The sequence below is a fragment of the Actinomadura nitritigenes genome, from assembly GCF_017573545.1.
Lineage (GTDB): Bacteria > Actinomycetota > Actinomycetes > Streptosporangiales > Streptosporangiaceae > Spirillospora > Spirillospora nitritigenes.
In genome coordinates, this window is the sequence record NZ_JAGEOK010000007.1 from 75,690 (window position 1) to 88,074 (window position 12,385).

General features: G+C 75.0%; 8 protein-coding genes. 5 read left to right on the top strand and 3 right to left on the bottom strand.

The genetic code is table 11. The annotated features are described in order from the left end of the window. Nucleotides 1-37: 37 nt before the first annotated feature. Both J4557_RS11935 and J4557_RS11940 read left to right on the top strand, forming a co-directional pair. On the top strand, nucleotides 38-1,030 hold the full coding sequence (locus J4557_RS11935; RefSeq protein WP_208266565.1) for an ATP-binding cassette domain-containing protein: 993 nt from the start codon (nucleotides 38-40) through the stop codon (nucleotides 1,028-1,030). After that, a complete protein-coding gene (locus J4557_RS11940) occupies nucleotides 1,027-1,836 on the top strand; it encodes an ABC transporter permease (protein ID WP_208266566.1) in 810 nt (269 codons plus the stop codon). The genes J4557_RS11935 and J4557_RS11940 overlap by 4 nt, the downstream gene beginning before the upstream one ends. A gap of 181 nt (nucleotides 1,837-2,017) precedes the next feature. Here the strand turns inward: J4557_RS11940 and J4557_RS11945 are convergent, their stop codons facing one another. Further along, complete coding sequence (locus J4557_RS11945) at nucleotides 2,018-3,379, bottom strand: MFS transporter (protein ID WP_208266567.1); 1,362 nt, start codon at nucleotides 3,377-3,379, stop codon at nucleotides 2,018-2,020. 110 nt (nucleotides 3,380-3,489) lie between these two features. Here J4557_RS11945 and J4557_RS11950 point away from each other — a divergent pair, with 110 nt between their 5' ends. Next, nucleotides 3,490-4,458 carry an Lrp/AsnC family transcriptional regulator gene (locus tag J4557_RS11950; protein WP_208266568.1) on the top strand — a complete coding sequence of 323 codons (969 nt, stop codon included), beginning with the start codon at nucleotides 3,490-3,492 and terminating at the stop codon, nucleotides 4,456-4,458. On the opposite strand, the gene J4557_RS11955 is transcribed toward J4557_RS11950, so the two are convergent. Together J4557_RS11955 and J4557_RS11960 are read right to left on the bottom strand one after the other, a co-directional pair. Next, nucleotides 4,459-7,746 (bottom strand): AfsR/SARP family transcriptional regulator, encoded by a 3,288-nt coding sequence (locus J4557_RS11955; RefSeq protein ID WP_208266569.1) that lies wholly within the window; start codon nucleotides 7,744-7,746, stop codon nucleotides 4,459-4,461. It lies immediately after the preceding gene. A gap of 83 nt (nucleotides 7,747-7,829) precedes the next feature. Beyond that, nucleotides 7,830-9,203, bottom strand: a complete 1,374-nt coding sequence (locus J4557_RS11960) for an NAD(P)/FAD-dependent oxidoreductase (protein WP_208266570.1) — start codon at nucleotides 9,201-9,203, stop codon at nucleotides 7,830-7,832. 380 nt (nucleotides 9,204-9,583) lie between these two features. Here J4557_RS11960 and J4557_RS11965 point away from each other — a divergent pair, with 380 nt between their 5' ends. Then, nucleotides 9,584-10,168, top strand: a complete 585-nt coding sequence (locus J4557_RS11965; RefSeq protein WP_190859950.1) for a YbhB/YbcL family Raf kinase inhibitor-like protein — start codon at nucleotides 9,584-9,586, stop codon at nucleotides 10,166-10,168. A gap of 255 nt (nucleotides 10,169-10,423) precedes the next feature. Beyond that, a complete protein-coding gene (locus J4557_RS11970) occupies nucleotides 10,424-12,319 on the top strand; it encodes a hypothetical protein (protein ID WP_208266571.1) in 1,896 nt (631 codons plus the stop codon). The last annotated feature ends 66 nt before the right edge of the window (nucleotides 12,320-12,385 follow it).

A 12,385-nucleotide genomic window follows, 5' to 3' on the forward strand; every position in this document is an offset into this window, starting at 1 on the left:
GGCGGGATGTCCGGCAGACCGAGTCCCAGGAGATCACATGTCCTACGCGATCCAGGCCGACGGCCTGGTGAAGCGGTTCGGTGAGACCAGGGCGCTGGCCGGCGTCTCGCTCACCGCCGAGGCCGGCACCGTGCTCGGCGTCCTCGGCCCCAACGGCGCCGGGAAGACGACGGCGACGCGGATCCTCGCCACGCTGATCGAGCCGACCGAGGGCAGCGCCCGCGTCGGCGGGTACGACGTGGTGAAGGAAGCGCACAAGGTGCGGCAGCTGATCGGCCTGACCGGGCAGTACGCCGGGGTCGACGAGATGCTGACCGGCACCGAGAACCTCATCCTCATCGGGCGGCTGCTCGGCATCTCGCGGCGGGCGTCGCGGGCGCGCGCGGCGGAGCTGCTGGAGCGGTTCCAGCTCACCGAGGCCGCCGAGCGCGCCGCCAAGACCTACTCGGGCGGGATGCGCCGCCGCCTGGACCTGGCGGCGAGCCTGGTCGGGCGGCCGGAGTTCCTGTTCCTGGACGAGCCCACCACGGGTCTCGACCCGCGCAGCCGCGGCGGCCTCTGGGACATCGTCCGCGGCCTGACCGACGACGGCGTCACCGTGCTGCTGACCACGCAGTACCTGGAGGAGGCCGACCAGCTCGCCGACGACATCGTGGTGATCGACCGCGGCCAGGTCATCGCGCAGGGCACGTCCGACCGGCTGAAGGAGCAGGTCGGCGGGCAGGTGCTGGAGCTGCGCCCGATCCGGGAGGCCGACGGCGAGGCCGCCGCGCGGATCGTCGCCGACCTCACCGGCGCCGAGCCCGAGACCCGGGACGGGCTGGTGTCCGCGCCGATCACCGACCCGGGGCTGATGCCCGCCGTCGTCCGGCGGCTCGACGACGCGGGCGTCGCGGTCGGCGAGCTGTCGCTCCGCAAGTCCAGCCTGGACGAGGTCTTCTTCGCCCTCACCGGCCACCACACCGACGACATCGACGCGGAGGCCGGCGCGCTCGGGCAGGCCGCCGACCGGGAAGGGGCGTCGGCATGACCGCCACGGCGTTCGCACCGCAGGACCTGGCCAAGCGCGTGTCGCCGGGCATCGCCGCCCGCAACACGCTGACGCTGGCCTGGCGCAACCTCGTCCAGATCAAGCACAACCCGATGGAGCTGCTGGACCTGTCCATCCAGCCCATCATGTTCGTGCTGCTGTTCGCGTACGTGTTCGGCCCGGCGATGGCCGGCAGCGTGCACGCCTACCTGCCGATCGTCATCCCGGGGATCATCGCGCAGAACGCGCTGTTCGCCGGGATGAGCACCGGGTTCGGGCTGAACACCGACATCACCAAGGGCGTGTTCGACCGGTTCCGCAGCCTGCCGATCTCCCGGTCGGCGCCGCTGGCCGGCCGGATCATCGCGGACACGGTCAAGCAGGCGTGGTCGATGCTGATCCTGCTCGGGGTCGGGTTCGCGATCGGGTTCCGGGTGCACACCAGCTTCCCCGCGGTGCTCCTCGCGTTCCTGCTGCTGCTCACGTTCGCGCTGCTGTTCTCGTGGACGTCGGTGTACATCGCGATGAAGGTCAACGAACCGGAGAAGGTGCAGATCTTCGGCTTCGTGGTGATCTTCCCGCTGAGCTTCCTGAGCACGGCCTTCATCCCGACGACCAGGGGCATCCCCGGCTGGCTGGCGTTCTGCATGGACAACAGCCCGGTGACGCAGCTGGTCGCGTCCATGCGGGGCCTGCTGGTCGGCGGCCCCGTCCTGGAGCACGCGTGGATCGCGCTGGCCTGGGGCGTCGGGATCTCCCTGGTCTTCGCCCCGCTGTCACTGCGGGCCTTCAAGAAGCGGGCTTGATTCTCCCAGGGGGGCGACCCCCTGGAACCCCCGTCGCGACGGACAGGCTGTTTCGCCGCTCCGCTGGCGCTCCGCGGCGAAACAGCCTGTCCGTCGTCGGGCACGCCCGCTGCGCTCGCTGGCGCTCGCTCCGCGTGCCTGCCCGTGGCGGGGGCTGGGGTCTGGTCTTCCGTGGGGTTGTTCAGCCGGCTGTATCGGCTTGGGGAGCCTCCTGGCGGGGGCGTTTGAGGGCCGTTGCGGCCAGGGCGGCGGCGGTCAGGCTGGTGAGTGCGGCGGCCACGTAGACGTGGTCGAGGCCCGCGGCGGTGTCATGCCGGGCGTTCTGGAAGAGGACGCCCAGGGCGGCGACGCCGAGGGTCTGGCCCAGTTGGCGGAACGTGGTCATCGCGCCGGCGGCCGTCCCGCGCCGTTCCGGCGGCGCGGCGGTCAGGACCGCGGCGCCCATCGCCGGGATCATCAGGCCGACGCCCGCGCCGGTCACGATCAGCCCGAGCGTGATCGAGGACGCGCCTGAGCCGGCGTCCAGGTGCGCCTGCAGCGCGCAGCCGAGGCCGCTGAGCAGCAGCCCGCCGCTCACCGCGGTCCGCGGCGGGACGCGGCGGCCGCTCACCGTGGAGACCGCGAAGGTCGTCAGCGCCATCGGCATCAGCGCCAGGCCGGCGCCGACAGGGCCGAGGCCCACGGCCGACTGCAGCCAGACCGAGGTGTAGATCAGGCAGGCGAACGCGGCCGACGAGGCGAGCACGCAGACCATGACGGCGGAGAACGCGGGGTCGCGGAACAGCCGGAGGTCGAGCATCGGATGGCGGCGGCGCGGTTCGAACGCGACGAACGCCGCCAAGGCGGTGAGCGCGGCGGCCAGTCCGGCGAGGACGGCGGGCGAGCCCCAGCCGTCGGTGCCGGCACGGGTGAGGGCGGCGGTGAGGGCGGCCGCGAAGGCGGCGAACAGGACCATGCCGGCCGGGTCGAGAGGGGCGGGCCGCGCGGCGCGCTCGCCGCGCGGGACCGCCTTCACGGTGAGCGCGAGGGTGAGCAGCGTGACCGGCAGGTTCACGAGGAAGATCGCCCGCCAGCCGAGCCAGCCGGTGAGGGCGCCGCCGAGCAGCGGGCCGGCCGCGCCGCCGAGGCCGCTGACGGCACCCCACACGCCCATCGCCGTGCCGAGCGCGGGTCCCCGGTAGACGGCGCCGAGCAGGGAGAACGCGGTGACGGCCAGGGCGGCGCCGCCGATCCCCTGGACGGCGCGGGCGGCGATGAGCGTCCCGGCGTCCGGGGCCAGCGCGCACCCCGCCGAGGCGGCCGCGAAGACCGCCAGCCCAGCGGTGTAGGCGGTGCGGTGCCCGAAGCGGTCGGCGAGCGACCCGGCCGGGAGCATCAGCACGGCGAGGACGAGCGTGTAGACGTTCGCGACCCATTGCAGGCCGGACAGGGAGGCGTGCAGGCCGCGGGCGACGCCGGGCAGCGCGACCGCGACGATCGTGGTGTCCAGGATGAACATGAAGGAGCCCAGGCAGACCGCAGCGAGCGGCGTCCATCGGCGCATCGGAGGCTCTCCTTTCGCTGGAAGACCTCCACAGCGTCGGCGGCGCCGGCGCATGTCCGCCAAGTGGAGACGAGATCGCGGCGGAATCCGTCAGTAGGTACGCTCATATGATGGATGACGTCATGCTGGACCCGGTCGACCGCGGGCTCGTGCACGCGTTGCGGATCGACGGGCGGGCCCCGTTCAGCCGGATCGGCGCGGTGCTCGGCGTCTCGGAGAACACCGTCGCGCGGCGGTACCGGCGGCTCCGCTCGTCCGGCGTCCTGCGGGTGGTCGGCGCGGTGAACGGCCCCCGGCTCGGGTACACCTCGTGGACGATCCGGCTCCGCTGCACGCCGGACGCCGCCGGGGCCATCGCGGGGGCGCTCGCGGCGCGCGACGACACCTCGTTCGTCCACCTGCTGTCCGGCGGCACGGAGATCTCGTGCAACACCCAGACCCGGTCGGCGGACGAGCGCGACGCCCTGCTGCTGGAGAAGCTGCCCCGCACCCGCCGCGTCATCGGCGTCTCGGCGCACCTGCTGCTGCGGAGCTACGCGCTGCCCGGCACCTGGCTCGGCCCGGCCGTGCTGTCGGAGGACCAGGCCGCCCGGCTCCGGCCGCCCGCGCCGGACGACGCGGCGCGGCCCGTCGAGGTGGGCGACGCCGACCGGGCCCTGCTCGCCGCCCTCGCCGTCGACGGCCGGGCGGGTCACGCCGAGCTGGCGCGGGCGACGGGCTGGTCGGAGTCCACGGTCCGGCGCCGCGCCGAGGCCCTGCGCGGCGCCGGCGTCCTGCAGTACCAGGTCGACATCGAACCGGCCCGGCTCGGCTTCCACGCCGAGGCGCGGCTGTGGACGTCGGTGCGGCCGTCCGCGCTGCAGGACGTCGCGACCGCGATGGCCGCGCATCCGGAGGTGTCGTTCGTCGCGCTCACCACCGGCCCGACGAACCTGGTCGCGGTCGTGAACTGCCGCGACACCGAGGACCTCGCGCGCTACCTCACCGAGCGGGTCGCCCCGCTCGACGGCATCGCCACGATGGAGACGGCGCCGGTGATCCGCACCGTGAAGCGCGCCGGCCCGCCGATGCGCCCCTGATCAGCCGGCGGCCGCGGTGCGGCCGCCGGACGGACGGTGCATGGTCGACGCGGGTGGGCGCTCCAGGCCGAACTCGTCGACGATGTCGCCGAAGGTCCGCGCCGCGCCGCGGTCGTGGGCGGCGGCGTACGCGGACGCGCCCAGGTCGTCGCGGACCGCGGCCTCGATGGCGAGGACGTCGGGCAGCGCCAGGTCGGGGCCACCGCGCAGCCCGTCGGCCGTGCCGAGCAGCTCTGCCGCCCGTTCCGGGTCGCCGAGGAGCCGCGCCCGTTCGGCGACGCCCGCCAGCACGTACGACAGGATCGGATGATCGCGGGCCTGGGCGGCGCCGCGCACCGCCTCGTCCAGCCGCGCCGACGCCTCGTCCATCGCGCCCATCGCCATGTCGAGCTGGGCCCGCGAGCACAGGACCATCGCGCGGAACTGCGGCGGGCCCGGGATGCCCCTGGTCAGCTCGTCCGCGCGGGACAGCCGGCGCAGCGCCTCCGCCTCGTCGCCGGAGCGGCGGGCGAACTCGCCGAGCTGGTAGTGGACCGCGGCGGCCTCCTCCGGCCGCCGGGCCGCCTCGACGCCCTCCGCCGCGGCGAGCAGCAGCGCCTCGCCGCGCTCCCGCTCGCCGATCAGGTCCAGCGCGTTGGCCAGCTTCATGTGGACGTGGACGAGCGCCGCCGTCCCTCCGCCGAGCTCGGCGTTCAGCCGCAGCGACTCCTCATAGAGGGCGGCGGCGCGGCGGTGGTCGCCGCCGCGGCCGGCCATCTCCGCCTGCGCGGCGAGCGTGAACGACAGCCCCCACCGGTCCCCGGCCTCGCGGAACGCCGCCAGCGCCCGGTCGCAGTCCTCCCGCGCCCGGCCCAGGCGGCCGAAGTTGTGCGCGATCTGGCCGCGGATGAAGTACGCCAGCCCGCGCACCCACGGGTCCGGGTCGTCCAGCAGCCCTTCGACGCCGGCCGCCGTGGCGTCGTCCCAGCCGACCGTGTACATCTCGAAGGTGGTGAGCATCAGGCGCAGCACCGGATGCAGGTCTGCGGGATCGCGGCCGGCGCACAGGTCCCTGGCGCGGGTCAGCCAGCCGCGCACGCGGTCGCCGTCGAGCTGGTTGTCCAGCGACGCCATGGCCCCGAGCGCGAGGGCGCGCGCGGTGGTGCCGTCGGCGGGGACGTCCGGGAGCGGGAGGATGTCCTCCAGGTGGTCGGCGCCGTCGCGCAGCTCTCCCTGCAGGAACCAGTACCAGCCGAGGGCCGCGCAGAACCGGACGGCGGTCGCCGGGTCCCCGGTGGAGATCGTCCAGCGCAGCGCCGCCGAGATGTTGTCGTGCTCGGCGGTGAGGCGGCGCAGCCATTCGAGCTGCTCGGCCCGGTACAGGTGCGGCTCGGCCTCCTCGGCCAGCCGGACGAGGCAGTCGGCGTGCGCGCGCCGGACGGCCCGCTCCTCGCCCGCCTCGGCCAGCCGCTCGATCCCGTAGGCGCGGATCGTCTCCAGCATCCGGTAGCGCGGCTCGCCGTCCGCGCCCGCGACGGTGACCAGGGACTTGTCGACCAGCGCGGCCAGGGTGTCCAGGACGGCGGCGCGGTCGAGGCCCGGCCCGGCGCACACCCGCTCGGCGGCGTCCAGCGTGGCGCCGCCGGGGAAGGCGGCCAGCCGGCGGCACAGCGCGCGCTCGGGCTCGTCCAGCAGGTCCCAGCTCCACTCGACGACGGCCCGCAGCGTCCGGTGCCGGGGCAGGGCGGTGCGGCTGCCCGCGCCGAGCAGCCGGAACCGGTCGTCCAGGCGCGCCGCGACCTGAGCGGGCGTCAGCGCCCGCATGCGGGCGGCGGCGAGTTCGATCGCCAGCGGGACGCCGTCGAGGGCCCGGCAGATCCGCACGACCGCGGCGACGTTGGCGCCGGTGACCGCGAACCCGGGCGCGACGGCGGCGGCGCGGTCGGCGAACAGCCGGACGGCGGGCCGGGCGAGCGCGTCCTCCGGGGACGCGGACGGCGGCGGCGCCTCCAGCGGCCCGACGGGCCAGAGCGTCTCGCCGGTGATGCCGAGCGGTTCGCGGCTGGTCGCCATGATCCGGACACCGGGGCAGCCGGCCAGGACCCGGTCGGCCAGCCGGGCGGCGGCGTCGAGGAGGTGCTCGCAGTTGTCGAGGACCAGCAGCATCCGCCGGGCCGACAGGGCGGTGACGACCCGGTCCAGGGGGTCGGGCGGCGCGGCGCGCCGGCCGGGCATCGGCTGCGGCGCCTCGCGCAGCCCGAGCGCGGCGAGGACGGCGGCGGGCACCTCCCCCGGGTCGGTGACCGGCGCCAGCTCGACGAGCCAGGCGCCGTCCGCCGCCTGCGGCGCGGGCGGCACGGCGCCGTCACGGGCGCCCCATCTGCGGGCGGCCTCGACCGACAGCCGGGTCTTTCCCGCGCCGCCGGGGCCGGTGAGGGTGACGAGGCGGGCGCCCGCCAGCAGCGCGCCGACCCGTTCCAGGTCGGCGTCGCGCCCGATGAAGCTGGTCAGCGGCGCGCTCAGGTTGCCCTTCGGAGGACGCGGCGCGGGCGGCGGGGCGAGGCCGGCGTCCGGGCGGGCGGCCAGCGCCGGGTCGCGGCGCAGCACCGCCAGATGCACGGCCGCGAGCTCGGGCGACGGGTCGACGCCGAGCCCGTCGGCGAGGGCGCGCTTGGCGTCCTCGTACCGGGTGAGCGCCTCGGCCTGGTGGCCCGCGCCGTAGAGGGCGCGCATCAGCAGGGCCGTGACGGGTTCGCGGAGCGGGTCGTCGGCGGCGAGGGCGCGCAGTTCGGGGATCACCTCGGCGTGCCGGCCGAGCGCGAGGTCGGCGTCGATGCGCTCCTCCAGCACGGCGCGGCGCAGCGCGTCCAGCCGCGCGGCGGGCGGACCGGCGAACCGCAGCCCGGCCGCGTCGGCGAGGGCGGGCCCGCGCCACAGCGCGAGCGCCGCGCGCAGCCCCGCCGACCGGCCGGCGGGGTCGGAGGCGCGGCGGGCGGCCGCCGCCCGCGCCTCGAAGTCGTGGGCGTCGACGCACGCGCGCGGCACGGCGAGCCGGTAGGCGCCCGGACGCGACTCGACCGCCTCCCGGCCGATGGCGGCGCGCAGCCGCGAGACCAGGGACTGCAGCGCGTTCGGCGCGCCGCGCGGCACGCCGTCCTCCCAGAGCGCGTCGATGATCCGCTCGACGGGCAGGAACGCGCCGGGGTCAAGGGCGAGCAGGGTCAGCAGGGCCCGCAGCCGCGCTCCCCCGACCTCGACGCGGGCGCCCTCGGCGCGCACCTCCAGGGGCCCCAGGATCCCGATCCGCACACCGGCGATTCTCCCCCACCGGCGGACACGCCGGCGCCCCGGCGGTCACGGGGACCGCCGGGGCGCCGGGAACGTGGCGCGGATCAGGCCGCGGGCTCGCTCGACTTGGCCTTCGGCTTGATGTCGTCCAGAGCCGCGAGCTCGAAGTCGGCGCGCGGCTGCTCGACGCTGGCGAGCGAGACGGTCTCGCGCTTGAGGAACAGCGCGAGCGTCCAGTCGGCGATGACCCGGATCTTGCGGTTGAAGGTCGGGACCATCGCGCCGTGGTAGCTGCGGTGGAAGAACCACGCGGGCCAGCCCTTGAGCTTGAAGCCCATCGGGTTCGCCACGCCCTTGTGCAGGCCGAGCCCGGCGACGGCGCCGAGGTTGCCGTGCACGTACGGCTTGAGCGACTTGCCGCGCAGCGACCGGACGATGTTGTCGGCCAGCACCTTCGACTGCCGGACGGCGTGCTGGGCGTTCGGCGGGCAGAACATCCCGTCCTGGGTGAGGTCGGGAATCGCGGCGTTGTCACCGGCGGTGAACGCGCGCACCAGGCCCTCGATGGTGAGGTACTCGGTGCCCTTGACCCGGCCCCGCTCGTCCAGGGGCAGGTCGCCGTGCTTGACCACCGGGGACGGCTTGACGCCCGCGTTCCACACCAGCGTCCCGGCCTGGAAGCTGCTGCCGTCCGACAGCTCGATCTGGCCGTCCACGGCGGACTGCAGGAAGGTCTTCATCTTCACGTCGATGCCGCGGCCGCGCAGCTGCTCGGCGGTCCACTTGCCCATGTCGGGGCCGACCTCGGGCAGGATGCGGTCGGCGGCCTCGACCAGCATGAACCGCAGGTCCTGCGGGGTGACCTTGCGCATGTACTTGGTGGCGTCGCGGGTCATGTCCTCCAGCTCGGCGATCGCCTCGACGCCGGCGAACCCGCCGCCGACGAACACGAAGGTCAGCGCCTTGCGGCGGAGGTCGACGTCGTCGGTGGACTCGGCGATCTCCAGCTGCTCGAGCACGTGGTTGCGCAGGTGGATCGCCTCGCCGACGGTCTTGAGGCTGATGCCGTTCTCGGCCAGGCCCGGGATGGGCAGCAGCCGCGGCACCGCGCCGGCCGCCATGACCAGGTAGTCGTAGGAGATCCGCTCCGGCGGCCCGGCCAGCGGCTGGACGATCGCCCATCCCTCGTCGTGGTTGAGCTCGGTGACCCGCGCCTTGCGGACGGTGCAGCGGGGCAGCACCCGGCGGAGCGGGACGACGACGTGCCGCGGCGAGATGTTCCCGGCGGCGGCCTCGGGGAGGAACGGCTGGTACGTCATGTACGAGTTGGGGTCAACCACGGTGACCTTGACCTCGCCCCGCTTGAGCTCCTTGCGGAGCTTCTTCTGCAGGCGCAGGGCGGTGTACATGCCCACATAGCCGCCACCCACGATGAGGATGTGGGGAGCGCCAGGGGTCTCCTCGGCGGTCCTGGCCATTGCGGCCTCCTATGTCACGGTCGGCTTGTGAAGACATTCACAAACTAGCTGATGGAACGTGCCCGACACCAACCGAGAACCAGGAAAGAACACGAAAACTTCCTCAACCGGCAAAGTACAGCGTTACCAAGCGTGTGAAACTCGCCACTCCTTCCCAAATTTTCGCCCGGAACGGGGCAAAGCAGGCATGACGCAACTCACACCGGTGCTGACGAGGGCCGCCGCGGCCGCGGGCGGCGGAAAGGCCCGTTCCACACCCGTGGAAGCCCTAAGGTTGGGCCGGACGGGAAAGGGGGCGCCACCGGCGCGGAGCGCGCGAGGCCGGGAGGACGGCGATCCGGCGGCGCGCAGCGTACGATCTCGCCCGGGAGCGTAACGACATGAAGAGCAGAGAACGGCGTCCGATCCTGGCCGCGGCGGGCGCCCTCGCGCTCACCACGGCGCTGGGCGGCTGCGGGCTGATCGGCCAGCCCCAGAACAAGAGCGCCGAGCTGTCGGAGTGGTTCACCGTGACCAGCCCGGTCTTCCGCGATGGGCGCGACTTGCCCACGCGGTACGGCTGCGCGAAGTACCCTGGCGGCGAGGGAAAGACCCCGCCGCTGCACTGGTCGGCGCCGGCCGGCACCAGGTCGTTCGCGATCGTGATGGACGACCCGGACGGCTCGGAGGGCGCCTACGTGCACTGGGTGATCGCGGGGATCGACGGCACGACCAACGAGCTCGTCGAGGGCGCCGAGATCCAGGGCGCCGTCGAGGGGCTCACCACAGGCAAGAAGGCGGGATACGCGCCCCCGTGCCCGCCCAAGGGAGAGCGGCATCGGTACCGGTTCACCATCTACGCTCTGGACAGTCCGGCACCGTTCCGCCAAGGCGCCAAGCTCCGGGACTCGCTCGGCGCCATCGCCGAGCACACGGTGGGCCGCGGCCGGATCACCGGGAACTTCGGCGGCAAGCAGGCGCGTTGACCGTGGAGCCTCCGGGCCCCGAGGTCGGCGCGGACCCCTTCGGGGGGCTGGAGCCAACAGGGGTGTGCGGGTGGCCCGGACGGGCCGGCCGATACGCGTCGGGTGAGGGTAAATGTGCGCGAAGGGTGTGACAACGGTCATAGCGGTCGGACAGAATCGGACTAGCTCCGAGGACAACCGACCGCCGGCGACGAACGGGCCCGACCCGCGGACCGCGCCGACGACTCTCGCCGGGCCAAGGCATTGGGTGGTGGCATGACTTCTTACATCGTGGTCTTCGGCCTCATTGTGGTCGTGGTCCTGGTGGTCGTCCTCGTGGCGCTCGGGCTGCGGGCCAGCAGGGCGGGCCGCGACGACGACGACTGGATGGACGACGAGCCGCAGCAGCAGCCCCGCGGCCGCCGTGCCGCCCCGCCGCCGCCCGACGACATGGGCGCGCAGGACGACGGCTACGGCCCCGGGTACGACCAGGGCTACGGCAACGCCGCCCCCGACCCCGGCTTCGACCGCCGCGTCGCCGGCGGACCGCTCGCCGCCCCGCCGCCTCCCGCCGCCGCTCCCCCGTCGCCGCCGCCGCCCGCTCCCGGCGGCCAGTCGTCCGACGAGATGGAGGACGACGACTACTGGGCCACCATCACCTTCGACAAGCCCAAGTTCCCCTGGCAGCACGGCCAGGAGGCGGGCGGGCCGGACCCGTCGGCCGACCCGCTGAACGCCCAGCACGCTCCCCAGCAGGCGCAGGCGACCCAGCACGTCGCGCCGCCCGAGCCGCAGCCCCCCGTCGAGCAGCCCGGCCTCACCCAGCCGGTCTCCCTGGGCGCGGACGGGACGATCCTCAACGGGCTCGGCGGCCCGTCCGGCACCGGACCGCAGCAGGCCCCCGGCGGCTTCCAGGGCGGGCCGTTCGCCGGCGACCCCGGCTCCACCTCGCACGACCCGATCCCGGCCGACCTCGGCGCGCTCGGCGGCCCGTCCGGCACCGGCCCGCAGGCGCCCTACGGCATGCCCGACCAGCAGGTGTACGGCGGGCAGGAGCCGCAGCCGGCCTACGGGGCGGCCGACCAGTACGACCCGTCCTACGGCGGGGGCGACCAGTTCGGCGGGCACGCCGACCAGCCGCACTACGGCACGCAGGACCAGCCCGGCTACGGTGACCAGCCCTACGGCGACCAGCCGCAGTACGGCGTCCCCGAGCAGCCGCAGTACGGGTCCTCGCACGAGCCGTCCTACGGCGACTTCGGCGGCGACCCGCTCGGCTCGCGTCCGGCGGGCGGGCGCCCGGACGCCTTCGACCTGCCGCTGGGCTCGTCCGCGCCGCAGCCGCCCGCGCCGCACCAGGCGCCGCCGGCCGCCGACCCGCTGGGCCTGCCGCTCGGCCGCCCCGAGGAGCCCGCGCGCGGGTTCGGCGAGACGACCGGCGGGCTGCCCGGCCCGGCCGAGGCGATCCCGCCCGCTCCCCCGGCCCCGGCCGCTCCGGCGGCGCACGGCGGTCTCGGCGGGGCCCCGTCCGGCGGCTCGGGCTCGGACACCGACAACCACAAGCTGCCGACCGTGGACGAACTCCTCCAGCGCATCCAGACCGACCGGCAGCGCTCCACGGGCGGCCCGTCCGGGGACTCCGGCGGCTCGTACGGCTCGCTGAACGACCCGCTGAGCGACCCGCTCGGCACCGGCTCGTTCGGCACCGGCTCGGGGACGGGCTCGGGCGGCTCAGGCACGGGGCCGTGGCCCCCGCCGGCGTCCGGCGGAGCGTCCGGCTCCGGCGGCGGGTACGACGGCGGGTTCGGCCCGTCGAGCACCGGCCCCGGGGCGGGATACGGCCAGGGCTCGCACACCGACGGGTACCCGACCGCCCCCGCCTACGGCGAGTCGCCCCGCTACGACGACCCGCTGGGCGGCGGGTCCCGGGAGCCGTACGGCTCCGGCGGGCAGGGCGGCGGCACGGGCGCCTACGGCGACTTCAGCGGCAGCAGCTACAACAGCGGCGACCCGCTGGCCGCGCCGCACGACCCGGGCGCCACCCAGGCGTACGGCTCGGGCTACCCCGGCGCGTCGCAGCAGGGCGGCTACCAGCAGGGCGGGCAGCCGAACGACGCCGACCCGTACGGGTCGCGGCAGCAGCCCGACGACTGGGAGAACTACCGCCGCTGACGCGCCGCCGCGCGAGCATCGGAGCGAGGACCGCCGGATCTCCGGCGGTCCTCGCTCTTTTCCAAG